We start from the raw sequence: 17,034 nt of genomic DNA on the forward strand, positions 1-17,034 counted from the left end.
CAGGAACGGCTGCACAGAAATGATCGAATGCATTGGATGAGTGCAATTGCGATCCTTGAGGTGAGGTTGATCATGGTAGAAATCGCCCCGCTGCTCTGGTCAATATTTGATAGTGCAGTGAGCCGCCATCTACGTTACAGGATCAAAGATTATGACCTCACGCATCATTGGCAAGATCAACTTGGATTCGTACGACTTCAGTACGGACGTAGCGTTTCTGAACGCCATTGAGAAAAGTCCGGAGGAATACGACGAATTCGCTTTCGGGTACTGGAAGAACCTATCGCTCTATAACGGGTCCGGGCGAACTGATGACACGCAGTACCGCAATTGCGACGTTGCGAAGCCCACTGAGTACATGAGTGGATGTCCGTCGATCGCCAGGATGCTCTCCGACAACTTTGATCTATCGTTGGTCAAGATGGTTCGTGCCAGGAATTTGATCTCAGGTCTCGTCATTCCGCATCGAGACTTTGTAGAGCTTGATCCCAATGTTTCCTACTTCCGCGTCTTCATTCCGATTGAGCTGAACCTGGATTCTTATCACTCGGATGAGTCCGGAGTGTTCCAGATGAAGCCGGGGGAGGTCTGGTTCCTGGATGCAGCGGTCAGCCATGCAGCCGTGAACTTCTCGAGCGAGAGCAGGATGTTCATCTGTCTCGACTTCGCTTTCGATGGCGCGTTCGCAGAGGACGAAATTTTCGCCGCATCTGCGCAGGTTGCGAGCAGCTCCCGCGACATCCACGTGCTGAGGCCCAGCCTGCCGTCGAATACTCTGAGTGAGATGCTTGATACCTTCACACATGGCATTGATGCCGGCGCCATAAAACAGCAGATTCTTGAAGCTGCGAAGGTCCACTTTCGATTCAACGTCCCAATTGAATCCTGCTATGACTGGCTGATCAAGGCAGCGTTGGCGTCCCCAGTTGCGAGTGCCGATGTTGCCGAGCGGCTCAGGGGGATGAAGAGATATCTCCTGGAGGCCCGTGGCATGAATGAACGTTTCTCCCTCGATTCGCAGTGAGTTGCTGTGGATAGGTCGAACGTCATGCTGAAGCTTGCGCCGTTTGCGTTCCTCGTAATGTGGGGCAGCGGCGCTGTGTTCGTGAAGCTGGGACTTGAAGAAGTGTCAGTCTGGCCATTCCTGGCGGTCAGGGCAGTGGGGGCCTTTCTGGTGCTCACCACAGTCTGCATTTTTGCATTCAGGGGGCAGATTGCTGCCAGGCTGTTCGGATACCCTGCCGCGGTTCTAGGGAAGATATTGGCGGCTGGTGTTCTTCTGCAGGTCGCTTATCAAGGCGCCTTCTTTCTTGCCATCAGTGAGGGAATGTCTCCGGGCTTGTTGGCCATCATTCTTGGACTTCAGCCCATTCTTGCTTCGCTGATCGGCCGGGAGGATGCCGGCGTCAAGGGGTATCTGCTGCTGGCTTGCGGATTCCTGGGCCTGGCCGTTTCAGTTGCAGGATCACGTGAGATCGGCGGGCTGGGCTTTTCAGGTGCAGCGTTCGGTGTCCTGTCCGTCGCTTCGATCAGCGCAGGTTCTGTCCTCCAGCAACGCGTTACCGTACACCCGCTGGCGTCCTCGTTTCACCAAAGCTTGGTTGCAGCTGTGGTTTTTCTGGTTGTGATGCTGTTCACTGATGCTCTTTGGGCGCCGGGGGCGAAATTCGTGCTGGCTGCCTCGTGGATGATCGTCGTGGTTTCCACGGGCGCAACACTGCTTCTGCTCTACATGCTCAAGCATGATTCTGCGGGCAAGGTCGGATCATTGTTCTACTTGGTACCCGCCGTGGCGCTTGCATTTGACTACTTGATGTTCGGGCAGAGCGTGTCCTTGATGACAGTGGCGGGCGCTCTTCTTGTAGTGACTTCGATCATTCTCTATCGCAGGCATCAAACAGGATCGAGCTCGGTCAAACGGACGTCAAGGGGCTGACCCGGACCGCCAGCGGCTCGATCGGCGGTGCGCCTGGGTCCGGGACGTTCACACAGGTTCAGCGGGTGACCGGCTAGGGTTTGCCAGGGGGCCGGGAGGGGCAAGGTAGGTGCTCGTTGCCCCGATCCGGTATCGCAGCTGTCGCCAACGGTCGCTAAAATGGCCCATTCCCCACCTGATGCCGCTCTCGGAGCCGCTGCCCATGCCATTTGAAGCCAAGCCGGAAGGTGAGGTCGTCCCGGTCCTGGAGCCGGGCTATCTGTCCATCCGCGCGCTGCGCAAGGAATTCGACGGCTTCGTCGCGGTCGACGACGTCAACCTGGACGTGCGCAAGGGCGAGATTTTCGCCCTGCTGGGCGGGTCGGGCAGCGGCAAGTCGACCCTGCTGCGCTGCCTGGGCGGCTTCGAGACCCCCACCGCCGGCAGCATCCAGCTGGACGGCCAGCGCATCGACGCGCTGCCGCCGTACCAGCGGCCGATCAACATGATGTTCCAGTCCTATGCGCTGTTCCCGCACATGACCGTGGAGCAGAACATCGCCTTCGGCCTGAAGCAGGACGGGCTGGCCCGCGACGCCATCCAGCGCCGGGTCGGCGAAATGCTGGACCTGGTGCAGCTGCAGAAGCTGGCCAAGCGCAAACCGCACCAGCTGTCCGGCGGCCAGCAGCAGCGCGTGGCGCTGGCGCGCTCGCTGGCCAAGGGGCCCAAGCTGCTGCTGCTGGACGAGCCGATGGGCGCGCTGGACAAGAAGCTGCGCTCGCAGATGCAGCTTGAGCTGGTCTACATCATCGAAACCTCGGGCGTGACCTGCGTGATGGTCACCCACGACCAGGAAGAAGCGATGACCATGGCCACCCGCATCGCGGTCATGGACGCAGGCTGGATCCAGCAGGTGGGCAAACCGGACGAGATCTATGAGCAGCCGTCCAACCGCTTCGTGGCCGGCTTCATCGGCTCGGTCAACCTGTTCGAAGGGGTAATCGACGAAGACCTGCCCGAGTACGTGACCGTGCGCACCCCGCTGTTCCCGTCCCCGATCTACGTCGCGCATGGCATCACCTGCTACGAAGGGCAGGAGGTGGCGTTCGCGCTGCGCCCGGAGAAGGTGATGATCGGCAAGGACGAACCGGCCGGCGACACCAACAAGGCGCAGGGCGTGATCGAAGAGATCGCCTACTTCGGCAGCCACTCGGTCTACCACGTGCGGCTGCCCAGCGGCGCCAAGGTGCTGTCCAACTTTGCCAATTCGCAGCGCTGGGCCAGCGACGGCCTGACCTGGGGCGACAGCGTCTGGGTGCACTGGCGCGACAACGACGGCGTGGTGCTCACCGCATGAACGCCACCGGCTGGAAGCGCTGGCTCCCGGGTACGCGCAGCGGCGTGATCGCCGCGCCCTACCTGTGGCTGCTGCTGTTCTTCGCGGTGCCGTTCGTGATCATCCTGATGATCTCGTTCGCCCGCACCCAGGTCGGCTCGCCGCCGTACACCTGGCTGCTGGAATACGTGGACGGTGCGTTCTCGCTCAAGCTGCACCTGGGCAACTACGCGGCGCTGGTGAAGGACAGCCAGTACGCGCTGGCCTACCTGAGCTCGATCAAGATCGCGGTGATCGCCACGCTGTTCACGCTGCTGATCGGCTACCCGATGGCGTACGTGATCTCGCGGATGTCGCCGGCCGCGCGCAACGTGGCGATGATGCTGGTGGTGCTGCCGTCGTGGACCTCGTTCCTGATCCGCGTATACGCGTGGATCGGCATCCTCGACCGCAACGGCCTGCTCAACCAGCTGCTGCTGAAGATCGGCCTGATCGACGCGCCGCTGCAGATCCTGTACACACCCACCGCCGCGTACATCGGCATCGTGTACTGCTACCTGCCGTTCATGGTGCTGCCGCTGTATGCCAACCTGGTCAAGCTGGACAACCGCCTGCTGGAGGCGGCCTACGACCTCGGCGCCAGGCCGTGGCAGGCGTTCCTGCGCATCACGCTGCCGCTGTCGCGCACCGGCATCATCGCCGGCTGCATGCTGGTGATGATTCCGGCGGTGGGCGAATTCGTGATTCCGGAAATGCTCGGCGGGCCGGACACGCTGATGATCGGCCGCGTGCTGTGGGGCGAGTTCTTCAACAACCGCGACTGGCCGACCGCCTCGGCGGTGGCGATCGTGATGCTGGCCCTGCTGCTGGTGCCGATCCTGCTGTTCAACCGGGTGCAGCAGCGTGAGTTGGAAGGGAAGCTGACATGAGCATGGTGCGCCGCAGCCGCTGGCTGGGCTGGACGGTCCTCGGGCTGGGCTTTGCCTTCCTGTACCTGCCGATCCTGCTGTTGATGATCTATTCGTTCAACGCGTCCAAGCTGGCCACGGTGTGGTCGGGCTTTTCCACGCGATGGTACGGCGAGCTGTTCAACAACCGGCAGATCCTCGATGCGCTGTGGATCAGCCTGAAGGTGGCGTTCTGGACCGCCAGCGCTGCGACGGTGCTGGGCACCATGGCCGCGATGGTGATGACGCGCTTCAAGCGCTTCCCCGGCAAGACCATGTTCGGGGCGCTGATCACCGCGCCGCTGGTGATGCCCGAAGTGATCCTGGGCTTCTCGCTGATGACGCTGCTGGTGGCGATGGGCGGTATTCCCGGCTTCCCCAGCCGCGGCGTGGGCAGCATCTGGATCGCGCACGTGACCTTCACGCTGTCCTTCGTGACGGTGATCGTGTCCTCGCGCCTGCAGGAGCTGGACCGTTCCCTGGAAGAGGCGGCGATGGACCTGGGCGCCAGCCGCCTGAAGGTGTTCTTCCAGATCACCCTGCCGATCATCGCACCGGCGCTGGTGGCCGGCTGGCTGCTCGCCTTCACGCTGTCGCTGGACGACGTGGTGATCGCCAGCTTCGTGGCGGGGCCGAATTCGACCACCCTGCCGATGAAGGTGTTCGCCTCGGTGCGCATGGGCATCAAGCCGGAGATCAACGCGCTGGCCACGCTGATGGTGCTGGCCGTATCGGTGGCGGCGGTGGTGGGCTGGTTCATCACCTCGCGCAGCGAAAAACGCCGCCAGCGCGACATGCAGATGGCGTTGCAGGACCCCGCGTGATTCCTGCCGGGCAGAGACCGGCACTACCGGTGGACGCTGCATCGTAGCGCCGGGCTCTGCCCGGCCGCCGTTCGCGACGCTGTGTCGCACCTGCGGAACGTGCTTCGCCAGTTCCAGCAACATCCGGCTCACAAGGGCAGGCGCACACTGGTGCCCTGTCTTTCGGAGCACCGCGATGACCGTCGAAATCGTCAATCCCGCCACCGGCCTGGTGACCTACCGCCATGAACTGCTGAAGGCCGCCGAGGTCGAACAGCGCCTGGCCGCCGCCGCCGGGGCCTTCCCGCAGTGGGCGGCACAGACGCTGCAGGCGCGCGGCACGATCCTGCGCGGTATCGCCGCCCAGCTGCGCGCGCGCAAAGACGACATCCAGCACGCCATGACCACCGAGATGGGCAAGCTCAAGGGGGAGGCGCTGGCCGAGGTGGAGAAGTGCGCGCAGGCCTGCGAGTACTACGCCGACCACGCCGCCGACTACCTCAAGCCGCAGCTGATCGATACTGAAGCCCAGCGCAGCTACGTGCGCTACGAGCCGATCGGCTGCGTGTTCGCGGTGATGCCGTGGAACTTCCCGATCTGGCAGGTGTTCCGCTTTCTTGCTCCGGCATTCATGGCCGGCAACGTGGCACTGCTCAAGCACGCCAGCAACGTGCCGCAGTGCGCCGACCTGATCCTGGCGGTGTGCCGCGACGGCGGCTTGCCAGACGGCGTGTTCGATGTGCTGCACATCGACAACGACCAGGCCGCCGAGGTGCTGCGCGACAAGCGGGTCAAGGCGGTCACCCTGACCGGCAGCGAGCGGGCAGGGCGCTCCATCGCGGCCAATGCCGGCGACCAGCTCAAGAAGTGCGTGATGGAACTGGGCGGCAGCGACGCCTTCGTGGTGCTGGACGACGCCGACCTGGACAAGACCGTGGCTGCCGCTGTGAAGTCGCGCTTCGACAACAGCGGCCAGACCTGCATCGCGGCCAAGCGTTTCATCGTGGTCGACGCGATTGCCGACGCGTTCGTGGAGAAATTCGTCGCGGCCGCGGCGGCACGCGTGTACGGCGACCCGCAGGACGAAAAAACCACCCTGGCGCCGATGGCGCGTGCCGACCTGCGCGAGGAACTGCACAAGCAGGTCCAGGCCAGCGTTGCGGCCGGGGCCACGGTGCTGCTCGGTGGCGAACCGGTGCCCGGCACCCACGCCGGCTACCCGGCCACGATCCTGGACAACGTGGTGCCGGGCATGCCGGCCTATGACGAGGAGCTGTTCGGCCCGGTGGCCGCGATCCTGCGCGTGCACGATGACGCCGACGCGCTGCGCGTGGCCAACGACAGCACCTTCGGGCTGGGTGGCAGCGTGTGGAGTGGCGACCCCGTGCGCGGCGAAGGCATCGCCAAGCGCCTGGAGTGCGGTGCGGCGTTCGTCAACGCCATCGTCAAGAGCGACGTACGCCTGCCATTCGGCGGCAGCAAGCGCTCAGGGTTCGGGCGCGAATTGGCCGACCATGGCATCCACGAGTTCATGAACATCAAGACGGTTTACGTCGCCTGACGGATTGCGTCGCGAGACATGGCATCGCCTGGGTCGGCCAACGGCCGACGCTACCGAGGGGTGGGCGTGTTTCCACGGGTAGCGCCGGCCGTTGGCCGGCCCAGGCGGTCTACAACCACTTCGCCCGCTTGAACAACCAATACAACCCGACACACACCGCCCCAACCCCCACGATCATCGCCGGATACGCCCACGACTTGTCCAGCTCCGGCATGTGCGCGAAATTCATGCCATACCAGCTGGTGATCAACGTAGGCGCGGCCAACAACGCCGCCCAGGCACCCAACCGCTTCACCGTCTCGCCCTGCGCCAGCGTCACCAGCGACAGGTTCACGTTCAGCGCCGTGCCCAGCATCTCGCGAAGGGTGTCGATCACATCGCTGATCCGCACCGCATGGTCGTGCACGTCGCGGATGTACAGCTTCACTTCGTCGGGGATCAGCTCGCCGGGGTAGCGGCGCAGCTGCGCCAGCACGTCCTGCAGCGGCGCCACCGCCATCCGCATCTTGTTGAGTTCGCGCTTGAGCTCATACAGGCGCACCACGGTGCTGCGCTGGTAGCTGTCGGCGAAGATGTCCTTCTCCAGCGAATCCAGGGTGTCGCGGAAGTCGGTGGTGATCGGCAGGTAGTTGTCGACCACGAAATCCAGTACGCCGTACAGGCAGTACGAGGCCCCCATGGTCAGCAGCTGCGGCTCGCGCTCGACCCGGGCCCGCACCGGCGCATACGACAACGACGCGCCATGACGCACCGTGACCAGGAAGCGGGGGCCGAGGAACGCGTGGGTTTCGCCATACTCGATGCGGTCGTGCACCCGCTGCGCGGTGGTGACCACCACGAACAGCGTATTGCCGTAGGCCTCCACCTTCGGGCGCTGGTGCGCGTTGCGCGCGTCGTCGATGGCCAGGTCGTGCAGGCAGAACTCTTCCTGCAGCTTGAGCAGCACCGAATCGGCCGGGTCGTACAGTCCCACCCAGACGAACCCGTTGTTGCTGGCGATCACATCGCTGATGTCATCCAGCGCGATGTCGTGGCGCTTGCCCTGGTCGTCGTAGTGCACGCAGTTGATGACGCAGGTGGGATTGGCAGGGCTTTCCATGGACGACATCCTGCGTCAGCGACCCGTGACAGCCAGGTCACGACGGCCCAGCACCCACGCCAGCGCCACATGAACCGGCAGCAGCAGCACGATCCACTGCAGATTGATCTGCGGCTGCAGGGTCAGCCAGTGCAGCACCAGCCCGAGCGCGGACAGCGCCGCCACCGCCCACAGCAGCACCCGGAACCGCGCGCGCGGGGTGCGCCCGCGCAGCAGGGTGACCGCGCCCGGCAGCAGCAGCAGGCACAGCGGCGACAGCTGCAGCAGGTTGCGGTTGGCCCAGGCGGCATGGTGCGCGCTGAAGCCCCACAGGAAGGTCAGCAGCGCGCCGGCAATGCCGCAGAACAGCCACAGCGGCAGGGCCAGCCCACCGAGCAGGCGCGGCCGGCGACGCAGCGCGACCACGCCGGCAGCCAGCACCAGCCCGCACAGCAGCCACGGCCACCAGCGGCGCGCGAACTCCGCCGGCTCCGGTGCGATCCGGTGCGGCAGCAGTTCCTGTTCGGACTGCACCAGCGGGCGACCTTCGCTGTTGCGTACTTCGCGCAGGGCCGCAGCCAGGCGCATCGGCACGAACGCTTCCTGCCAGCGCGACAGCGGCTGGTCGGCGAACGGCCCCAGGCCGATGTCGAAGCCCAGCCACATCCACGGCGCCGGCGAGGCCAGCCGCACCGATTCGCTGCGGTAGGTGTTGCCGCGCGAGCGGCCGGACAGCTGCGAATGCAGTCCGCCGCCGAGCGCACCATCGATCGCATCGCGGACCATGGTGGCGCAGTTGGCGGTGTAGTAGTCGTAGCGGTAGCGCGCGTTTTCAGGCTTGGCGCGTTCGGCGAGCGAAGCGGCGAGGGTACGCGCCTGCTCCGGACTGAGGTCCAGCCACTGCAGGTTGGCGCCGCGGCCGCTCTCCTGGTAGTACGACAGGTCCTGCTCCAGCGGCAGCGCCACCAGGTAGTACATCATGTCGCCGCGGATGAAGCGGCTGATGAAATCCGGTTCGCCGGGATCGAAGTAGCCGAAGTTGTACGAGGTGGCCGCGCCGGTTACCGGGTCGACTACCACGATGGCGTCATGCCCGAAGCGCTCGAAGAAGATCGAGCCGGGCTGCATGGTGACGATGCCGATCCGCGGCGGTGGCGTTTCGGCCACCGCAAACGACGACAGGCTGGCCAGCACCAGCAGGAACAACAGGCGGCACAACGGCCACCGCATCAGCAGGGGCCGCATGGCGTGGGTCAATCCTCGATGGAGATGTCGGGCGGCAGCACGGTCACGTGGAACGCCTGCACGCGGCGCGCGTCGGCACGGGCCACCCGGAACACGAAGCGGTCCAGGGTGAGCTCATCGCCGGTTTCGGGCAGGTGCCCGATCGCCTCGGTGACCAGGCCACCGATGGTGTCGTAGTCGTCGTCGGAGAACCCGGCGCCGAAGCGCTCGTTGAAGTCCTCGATCGGGGTCAGCGCGTCGACCACGTACTGGCCGTCGGCCTGGATCGCGATCTGCGCGGTGTGGTCCTCGGCCTCGTCGTGCTCGTCGTCGATCTCGCCGACGATCTGCTCCAGCACGTCCTCGATGGTGACCAGTCCGGCAACGCCGCCGTACTCGTCGACCACGATCGCCATGTGGTTGCGCGACAGGCGGAATTCCTTGAGCAGCACGTTGAGCTTCTTGGCCTCGGGGATCAGCACCGCCGGGCGCAGCAGCTCGCGCACGTTGGCCGGCCCGTTGTCGGCGACCACGCCGCGCAGCAGGTCCTTGGCCAGCAGCACGCCCAGGATGTCGTCCTTGTTGTCGCCGTGCACCGGGAAGCGCGAATGGCCGGATTCGACCACCTGCTTCATCAGTTCCAGGAAGGGGGCTTCCACCGGCAGCGAGACCATCTGCGAACGCGAGATCATCACGTCGCCTACGGTGAGCTCGGCCACCGAGATCGCGCCTTCCATCATCCGCAGGGTGTCGGCGGCAACCAGGCCGTCGTCGTGCGCGGTGTGCAGGACCGCCACCAGCTCGTCGCGGGTGTGGGGTTCGCCGGAGAAGGCAGAGGTCAGGCGTTCCAGCCAGCTGCGCTTCTTTTCATTTTGCTCCGGGAGGGAGCTACTACTGTCGTCTTCAGACATCTCTGCAAAAAAGGCACCCGGCGAGCCGGGCGTTGGGGCCAATATAGCAGGATGCGGGCCGCTGTCAGCGCTGGTCCACCGGGGTGTTCACGGACGGGGGCAGGGTCCCGGTCGGCGCGGCAGGGGTCTCCGCAGGCGTCGGCGCCTGCTCGTCCTCGGCCGGCAGGTCCAGGCTGTAGGTGCAGCCGGCCAGGGTCTTGCCCGGGTGGGTCTTGACCGTGGACACGCTGAGGATGATGGACTCGATCATCGGCTCCCCGGTGCGCGGATCGGTCACGTCGCGGGCGACCACTTCGCGGCCGGCCATGAACTTGTCCGGGTTGTCGACCCCGTCTTCCAGCTTCAAGGCCTTGGCCAGCGGGCGCGGGTCGGCCACGTCCAGGATCGCCATGATGCTGGCGCCGGACACGGTGACCAGCTCGGTGCGCTGGTCGAACACCGTCAGCGGCGTGGCCAGGCGGAACTCGCTCATGAACTGGTTGGTCTGCGGCAGCGGCGCCATGCCGTTGGCCACCGCTTTGAGCGGGTCGGCCACCACGCCGGCCACGGCGTCATAGTCGGCCACGCGCTGGCGGCATTCGATCAGGGCGGCCAGGTCCAGGCGTGGCGTCGTGCTGGCGGACGCCTCGGGGGCGGGCGCCTGCGGAGCTGCCTTTACCGGGGAGGAGGACAGTGCGGCGGCCAGGATCATCGGGCCCAGGCAGGCGGTGCGCAGCAGCGTCATGGGCTCAGCGCTCGCCGGCATAGGGGTCGGCGATGCCGAGGTCGGCCAGGATCTCGCGCTCCAGCTGCTCCATCGCCTCGGCTTCCTTGTCGTCCTCATGGTCCCAGCCGAGCAGGTGCAGCGCACCGTGTACGGTCAGGTGCGCGTAGTGCGCATTGAGCGCCTTGCCCTGTTCGACCGCCTCGCTGGCCACCACCGGGGCGCAGATCACCAGGTCGCCCAGCAGCGGGAACTTGACCCCCTTGGGCAGGCCTTCGGGCAGTTCCGCCGGGAAGCTCAACACGTTGGTGGCGTAGTCCTTGCCCCGGTAATGCCGGTTCAGCGACTGGCCTTCCTTCGCGTCCACCACCCGGATCGCCAGGTCGGCTTCGCGAATGCGGCCCTTCAGCGCGGCGGCCACCCACTTGCGGAAGCTCACCGCCGACGGCAACCCGGCCCGGGGCAGGGCATAGCTGACGGCAACATCGAGGCGGACGGGGCCCTTGGTCATGGCAGATTCCGGTGTTTCACGACAGAAGACGCCCATTATTACGCGCACGCCCCCACGCGCGGTAGAGCCACGCCCCGCGTGGCTGCGCCGCCGGATGCTTCACGCGTCCGGCTTGACCTGCTGCAGATCCCGCCGGTCATACGCGCCCACGATCCGCGCCACCAGCGGGTGGCGCACCACGTCGCGCGCTTCGAAGAAGGTGAAGCTCACCCCGTCCACGTCGCGCAGCACCTCGACCGCGTCGCGCAGGCCGGACTTCACGTGCTTGGGCAGGTCGGTCTGGGTCAGGTCGCCGGTCACCACGGCGGTGGAGCCGAAGCCCAGCCGGGTCAGGAACATCTTCATCTGTTCCACGGTGGTGTTCTGCGCTTCGTCCAGGATCACGTAGGCATCGTTGAGGGTACGCCCGCGCATGTAGGCCAGCGGCGCGATCTCGATGACATTCTTCTCCAGCAGCTTGACCACTTTTTCCACGCCCAGCATTTCATACAGCGCGTCGTACAGCGGGCGCAGGTACGGGTCGACCTTCTGGCTCAGGTCGCCGGGCAGGAAGCCGAGCTTCTCGCCGGCCTCCACCGCCGGGCGCACCAGGATCAGCCGCTGCACGCGCGACTCGTTGAGCGCATCGACCGCGCTGGCTACCGCCAGGAAGGTCTTGCCAGTGCCGGCCGGGCCGATGCCGAAGTTGATGTCATGGGTGGCGATCTGGTGCAGGTAGCGCGCCTGGTTGGCGCCACGCCCGCGCACCGTGCCGCGCTTGACCTTGATCGCCACGTCCTGCGCTTCGTAGCTGCGCTCGACCAGCTGCTCCACATTGGCCTGGTTGAGCCGCAGGTGGATGGCGTGGCTGTCGAAGGTGGTGTCGGCGGCCTCCACGTACAGCGCTTCGATCAGCGCCTGCGCCTCTTCGGCCACCGCCTTCGGCCCGGTCACCCGGAACACATGGCCGCGGTTGGCGATCTCGACGCCCAGTTTCAGTTCGATCTGGCGCAGGTGTTCGTCGAATGGGCCGGCCAGGTTGGCCAGGCGCTCGTTGTCTTCAGGGGCCAGGGTGAAATCGCGGTGTGCCAGTGCGGTCATTGCGTCCGGCGGCCGCAGTCGCAACGACCGTGCCGCGTAATGAAAGGGGACAGACAGGGTAGCGCGCCCCCGGTGACGGCCGCTACACGCCCGAACTTCTCCACACCCACTGTGCAACAGCACTTCAGCAACCTGTGGATAGTTCCCCACGAACCTACTCCCGCAACGCCCGCCACCCCATGGTCAAAAAATGGACACAACCGCCCGGGTTTTCCACACCGCTTGTGGGCCGCTGCTGGAGAAACATGTGGATAACCGCGCGCGCCCCAGCAACCGCAAGGGTTACGAAAGCGTGATCATTTAGTGACCACCGTCCACGCTTCAGTGATCGAGATGACCCGTCCTTCACGTGGGCATGCGCAAGGTGATGACTTCCACCACCGCCCTGACCGCGCCCGGGATCCGCCGATGCCTGCAGCCCGCTACCTGCCCCTGCGTGGACTCCTGCTGGCGATCGCCGGCTGCGCGCTGTCCGGCTGCAAGCCCACCCCGCCCGCCGCACTCGGCACCCTCGAGTGGGACCGCATCACCGTCCCCGCATCGGCCGCCGAAACCATCGTCGGCATCGGTGTGCGCGAAGGCCAGCAGGTCGCGGCCGGCGCCGCGCTGCTGCAACTGGAGCCGATCCGCACCGCCGCCCAGCTGCAGGCGCTCGAGGCCCAGGCCAGCCAGGCCGGGGAGGCCCTGCGGGAACTGCGCGATGGCCCCCGCCGCGAAGACATCGACCAGGCCCGCGCCACGCTCGCGTCCGCCCGCGCCGAGGCGGTGGACGCCTCGGCGTACTACCGTCGCCTGCAGCCGCTGGGTCGCCAGCAGCTGGTCGCCGCGTCCGACGTGGACCGCGCCCGCGCCGCAGCCGGCAGCGCGCAGGGTGCAGTGCGCGCGGCAGAGCAGGCGCTGTTGGCGCTGGAGCACGGCACCCGTGTCGAGCAGGTCGCGCAGGGCGAAGCCGCGTTGCAGGCCGCGCAGGCGCAGGTGGCCGCACAGGCGGTGACCCTGCGCAAGCTCGACCTGGTCGCGCCGCGCGCCGGCCGGGTCGACGCGCTGCCCTACAAGCTGGGCGACCAGGCGCCGGTCGGTGCGCCGCTGGTGGTGCTGCTGGTCGGCGAACGCCCGTATGCGCGGGTCTACCTGCCCGAACCCCTGCGGCTGAAGGTCCGGGTCGGGCAGGCCGCGCAGGTGCACCTGCAGGGCCGCGACGGCGCATTGCCGGGTCGCGTGCGCAGCATCCGCAGCGATCCGACCTTTACGCCTTACTACGCGCTCAGTGGCGAGGACGTCTCGCGACTGAGCTGGCTGGCCGAGATCGAACTGGACCCTGCCGACGGCAGGGCGCCCTTGGCGGATCTCCCCGCAGGCGCGCCGGTACGGGTCGAATTTTGAGCGCCACCGCGCCCGGTAAGGCAGCTGACGATACCCAGCCGCTGGCGATCCGCGCGCGTGGCCTGACCAAGCGTTTCGGCAACTTGGTGGCGGTCGACCATGTCGACCTCAGCGTGCCGCGCGCCAACGTCTACGGATTCCTCGGCCCGAACGGCTCGGGCAAGTCGACCACCATCCGCATGCTGTGCGGCCTGCTCACGCCGACCGAAGGCGAAATCGAAGTGCTGGGCCTGCGCATTCCCGAACAGGCCGAAACGCTGCGCCGTCGCATCGGCTACATGACCCAGCGTTTTTCGCTGTTCGAAGACCTCACCGTGCGCGAGAACCTGGAGTTCCTGGCCGCCGTGCAGGACATCCCGCGTGCCAAGGCCGCGCAGCGCATCGACACGCTGCTGCAGCAGTACCGGTTCGAGGACCGCCAGAAGCAGCTGGCCGGCACCATGAGCGGCGGCCAGAAGCAGCGGCTGGCCCTGGCCGGGGCGGTCATCCACGAACCGGAGCTGCTGTTCCTGGACGAACCGACCAGCGCGGTCGACCCGGAATCGCGGCGCGATTTCTGGGAAAAACTCTTCGACCTGGCCGACGCCGGCACCACCCTGCTGGTCTCCACGCACTACATGGACGAGGCCGAACGCTGCCATCGGCTGGCCATCCTCGACCGTGGCGTGCTGGTCGCCGACGGCAGCCCGGCCGAGCTGACCGCGGCATTGCAGGGGCGCACCCTGGAAGTGCATGCCGCGCAGCCGCGGCAGGCGCAACGCGCGCTGTCCGGCCTGCCGGGCGTGCTCAGCGTGGCCCAGATCGGCAACACGCTGCGCGTGCTTCTCGACAGCAGCGATGATGCGCAGCCGCGACTGCAGCAGGCGTTGCGCGAGGACGGGAAGGGTGCGGAGGTGGTGCGCAGCGAGCCCAACCTGGAAGACGTGTTCGTCTCGGCCACGCGCGGACGCGAGGCACCGGCTGACGCCGAGGCCACGCGATGAACCTGCGCCGGCTGTGGGCGATCGTGCTCAAGGAACTGCGTCAGATGCGCCGCGACCGCATCACCCTGGCCATGATCGTCGGCATTCCGGTGATGCAGCTGGTGTTGTTCGGGTACGCGATCAACCTCAACCTGCGCAACCTGGACACCGGCATCGCCGACCAGGCCGGCACCTCGGCCTCGCGCGCGCTGCTGATGGACATGGTCGCCACCGGCGTGATCACGCCGACCCTGCACGTGGACACGCCCGAACAGCTGATGACCGCGCTGCGGCGCGGGCAGGTCAGCCTGGGCATCGTGATTCCGCCGGATTTCGAGCGCCGTCGCTTCGACGGCCGCGAAGCGGTGCAGGTGCTGGTGGACGGCAGCGATACCGTGGTGCAGAGCGCGGCGGTGCAGCTGGCGCAGGTGCCGCTGGATACCCAGCCGCTGCGCAATGACCGGCCGCTGCGTGCCGGCGCGGCGGGGTCTGCGGGGCAGATCAGCGTGGTGGCCTTCTACAACCCGGAGCGGCGCTCGGCGATCAACATCGTGCCGGGGCTGATCGGGATCATCCTGACCATGACCATGGTGATGTTCACCGCCGTGGCGATCGTGCGCGAACGCGAGCGCGGCAACATGGAACTGCTTATTGCCACACCGTTGAGCAGCAGCGAGCTGATGGTGGGCAAGGTGCTGCCGTACGCGGCGATCGGGCTGATCCAGACCACGCTGGTGCTGCTGCTGGGGATGTGGCTGTTCCAGGTGCCGGTGCGCGGCAGCGTGCTGGACGTCTACCTGGCGGCGGTGCTGTTGATCGCGGCGAACCTGTCGCTTGGCCTGCTGATCTCGACCAAGGCGCAGTCGCAGTTCCAGGCCATGCAGATGACGATGTTCGTGTTCCTGCCATCGATCCTGCTGTCCGGCTTCATGTTCCCGTTCGCCGGCATGCCGCGCGTCGTGCAGTGGGTGGCGGAGATCCTGCCGCTCACCCATTTCCTGCGCCTGGTGCGCGGCATCATGCTGCGCGGCGCACGCTGGTGGGAGCTATGGCCGGAAGTGCTGGCGCTGCTGGCCTTCATCGTGGTGATGATGACGCTGGCGATTCTGCGGTTCCGCAAGCGATTGGATTGATCAGGCGACCACCAACCGCCCGCGCAGCGAATTGCTGTACGCCTCGGTGATTTCCACGTCGACCAATTGCCCGACCAACCGCGCCTGGCCCGGGAAATTCACCGAGCGCATGTTCTCGGTCTTGCCGGTCAGCTCGTCTGCATTGCGGCGCGAGGGGCCTTCCACCAGCACCGTCTGCACCGTGCCGACCATCGCCTGCGAAATGGCCGCGGCCTGCTCGTTGATGCGCGCCTGCAGGCGCGACAGGCGTGCATGCTTCTCGGCGTCGGTGATCGTATCTTCCAGGTCCGCCGCCGGGGTGCCGGGGCGACGCGAATAGATGAAGGAGAAGCTCTGGTCGAAGCCCACGTCTTCGATCAGCTTCATGGTCTTCTCGAAGTCCGCCTCGGTTTCACCGGGGAAGCCCACGATGAAGTCCGAACTGATCGAAATGTCCGGGCGCACCGCACGGAGCTTGCGGATCTTCGCCTTGAACTCCAGCGCGGTGTAGCCGCGCTTCATCGCCGACAGCACGCGGTCGCTGCCGGCCTGCACCGGCAGGTGCAGGAAGTTGGCCAGCTGCGGCACGTCGCGGTAGGCATCCACCAGCGAGTCGCTGAACTCCAGCGGGTGCGAAGTGGTGAAGCGGATCCGGTCCACGCCGTCGATCTCGGCGATGGTGCGGATCAGCAGCCCGAGGTCGGCGAGCTCGCCGTCGCCGTACGGACCGCGATAGGCGTTGACGTTCTGGCCCAGCAGGTTGATCTCGCGCACGCCCTGTGCGGCCAGCTGTGCCACTTCCACCACCACGTCCTCGAACGGGCGGCTGACTTCGGTGCCACGGGTGTAGGGCACCACGCAGAACGAGCAGTATTTGGAGCAGCCTTCCATGATCGAGACGAAGGCCGAGCCACCCTCGGCCCGCGGTTCGGGCAGGCGGTCGAACTTCTCGATCTCCGGGAAGCTGATGTCGACCTGCGATTTCCCCGATTCGCGGCGCTGGCGGATCAGCTCCGGCAGGCGGTGCAGGGTCTGCGGGCCGAACACCAGGTCCACGTGCGGGGCGCGCTTGATGATCGCCTCGCCTTCCTGCGAGGCCACGCAGCCCCCCACCCCGATGATCACGCCACGACCGTTGTTCTTCAGTGCCTTCCAGTAACCGAGCTGGCTGAACACCTTCTCCTGCGCCTTCTCGCGGATCGAGCAGGTGTTCATCAGCAGCACGTCGGCCTCGGCCGGGTCGTCGGTCAGCTCCAGGCCTTCTTCGGCGGCAAGCACGTCGGCCATCTTGGTCGAGTCGTACTCGTTCATCTGGCAACCGTGGGTCTTGATGTACAACTTGCCGCGCACCGGGCCGGCCACCTGCGGGCGGGCGCCGGGCAGGGGCAGCAGGTCGGGGCGGGGCGAATCGGTGGCAGGCACGGCGGTGCCGGCCGAGGTCGGCAGGGTCGAAGCTGGCGTCCCGGTCATGGCGCTTATTCCAGTCGGGTGGGCGGGCGCGCGGCCCT

16 protein-coding genes are annotated in these 17,034 nt (G+C 66.3%); 9 read left to right on the forward strand and 7 right to left on the reverse strand.

Annotated features, from left to right (window positions below; translation table 11 throughout):
• Nucleotides 1–151: 151 nt before the first annotated feature.
• The 6 genes from PDM28_RS06795 to PDM28_RS06820 all read left to right on the forward strand — a co-directional run bounded on the left by PDM28_RS06795 (nt 152) and on the right by PDM28_RS06820 (nt 6,562).
• Nucleotides 152–1,024, forward strand: a complete 873-nt coding sequence (locus PDM28_RS06795; protein ID WP_311184260.1) for an aspartyl/asparaginyl beta-hydroxylase domain-containing protein — start codon at nt 152–154, stop codon at nt 1,022–1,024.
• Between the two features lie 24 nt (nt 1,025–1,048).
• Nucleotides 1,049–1,936, forward strand: a complete 888-nt coding sequence (locus PDM28_RS06800) for a DMT family transporter (protein WP_311184261.1) — start codon at nt 1,049–1,051, stop codon at nt 1,934–1,936.
• Between the two features lie 202 nt (nt 1,937–2,138).
• A complete protein-coding gene (locus tag PDM28_RS06805) occupies nt 2,139–3,272 on the forward strand; it encodes an ABC transporter ATP-binding protein (protein WP_311184262.1) in 1,134 nt (377 codons plus the stop codon).
• Nucleotides 3,269–4,180, forward strand: coding sequence for an ABC transporter permease subunit (locus tag PDM28_RS06810; protein ID WP_311184263.1), 912 nt, complete (start codon nt 3,269–3,271; stop codon nt 4,178–4,180). Before PDM28_RS06805 ends, PDM28_RS06810 begins: the two co-directional genes overlap by 4 nt.
• Entirely contained in the window at nt 4,177–5,022 is an 846-nt protein-coding gene (locus PDM28_RS06815; protein WP_102945846.1) for an ABC transporter permease subunit, read from the forward strand. The genes PDM28_RS06810 and PDM28_RS06815 overlap by 4 nt, the downstream gene beginning before the upstream one ends.
• A 175-nt stretch (nt 5,023–5,197) precedes the next feature.
• Nucleotides 5,198–6,562, forward strand: a complete 1,365-nt coding sequence (locus tag PDM28_RS06820) for an NAD-dependent succinate-semialdehyde dehydrogenase (protein ID WP_311184264.1) — start codon at nt 5,198–5,200, stop codon at nt 6,560–6,562.
• Between the two features lie 109 nt (nt 6,563–6,671).
• Here PDM28_RS06820 and PDM28_RS06825 read toward each other — a convergent pair whose 3' ends face one another.
• The 6 genes from PDM28_RS06825 to PDM28_RS06850 all read right to left on the reverse strand — a co-directional run bounded on the left by PDM28_RS06825 (nt 6,672) and on the right by PDM28_RS06850 (nt 12,069).
• A complete protein-coding gene (locus PDM28_RS06825) occupies nt 6,672–7,661 on the reverse strand; it encodes a magnesium and cobalt transport protein CorA (RefSeq protein WP_425507642.1) in 990 nt (329 codons plus the stop codon).
• 15 nt (nt 7,662–7,676) lie between these two features.
• The gene (locus PDM28_RS06830; protein WP_425507655.1) at nt 7,677–8,870 is read right to left on the reverse strand and encodes a lipoprotein N-acyltransferase Lnb domain-containing protein; all 1,194 of its coding nucleotides are present in this window, start codon (nt 8,868–8,870) and stop codon (nt 7,677–7,679) included.
• 23 nt (nt 8,871–8,893) lie between these two features.
• On the reverse strand, nt 8,894–9,775 hold the full coding sequence (locus PDM28_RS06835; RefSeq protein WP_102945842.1) for a CorC family transporter: 882 nt from the start codon (nt 9,773–9,775) through the stop codon (nt 8,894–8,896).
• A 64-nt stretch (nt 9,776–9,839) separates the two neighbouring features.
• Nucleotides 9,840–10,466 carry a hypothetical protein gene (locus tag PDM28_RS06840; RefSeq protein WP_311184662.1) on the reverse strand — a complete coding sequence of 209 codons (627 nt, stop codon included), beginning with the start codon at nt 10,464–10,466 and terminating at the stop codon, nt 9,840–9,842.
• A gap of 37 nt (nt 10,467–10,503) precedes the next feature.
• Nucleotides 10,504–10,989 carry an rRNA maturation RNase YbeY gene (gene ybeY, locus PDM28_RS06845; RefSeq protein ID WP_102945841.1) on the reverse strand — a complete coding sequence of 162 codons (486 nt, stop codon included), beginning with the start codon at nt 10,987–10,989 and terminating at the stop codon, nt 10,504–10,506.
• Between the two features lie 99 nt (nt 10,990–11,088).
• On the reverse strand, nt 11,089–12,069 hold the full coding sequence (locus tag PDM28_RS06850; protein ID WP_102945840.1) for a PhoH family protein: 981 nt from the start codon (nt 12,067–12,069) through the stop codon (nt 11,089–11,091).
• A 408-nt stretch (nt 12,070–12,477) separates the two neighbouring features.
• On the opposite strand from PDM28_RS06850, the gene PDM28_RS06855 reads away from it, so the two are divergent.
• The 3 genes from PDM28_RS06855 to PDM28_RS06865 are packed head-to-tail and all read left to right on the forward strand — an operon-like array spanning nt 12,478 to nt 15,547.
• The gene (locus tag PDM28_RS06855; RefSeq protein WP_311184267.1) at nt 12,478–13,452 is read left to right on the forward strand and encodes an HlyD family secretion protein; all 975 of its coding nucleotides are present in this window, start codon (nt 12,478–12,480) and stop codon (nt 13,450–13,452) included.
• A gap of 47 nt (nt 13,453–13,499) precedes the next feature.
• Nucleotides 13,500–14,435, forward strand: a complete 936-nt coding sequence (locus PDM28_RS06860; RefSeq protein ID WP_311184663.1) for an ABC transporter ATP-binding protein — start codon at nt 13,500–13,502, stop codon at nt 14,433–14,435.
• Nucleotides 14,432–15,547: an ABC transporter permease gene (locus PDM28_RS06865; protein ID WP_102945838.1), complete on the forward strand. Its 1,116-nt coding sequence runs from the start codon at nt 14,432–14,434 to the stop codon at nt 15,545–15,547. The genes PDM28_RS06860 and PDM28_RS06865 overlap by 4 nt, the downstream gene beginning before the upstream one ends.
• Here the strand turns inward: PDM28_RS06865 and miaB are convergent, their stop codons facing one another.
• Entirely contained in the window at nt 15,548–16,996 is a 1,449-nt protein-coding gene (gene miaB / locus PDM28_RS06870) for a tRNA (N6-isopentenyl adenosine(37)-C2)-methylthiotransferase MiaB (RefSeq protein ID WP_311184268.1), read from the reverse strand. It lies immediately after the preceding gene.
• Nucleotides 16,997–17,034: the final 38 nt, after the last annotated feature.

The sequence above is a fragment of the Stenotrophomonas aracearum genome, assembly GCF_031834615.1.
GTDB classification, from domain to species: Bacteria; Pseudomonadota; Gammaproteobacteria; order Xanthomonadales; family Xanthomonadaceae; genus Stenotrophomonas; species Stenotrophomonas aracearum.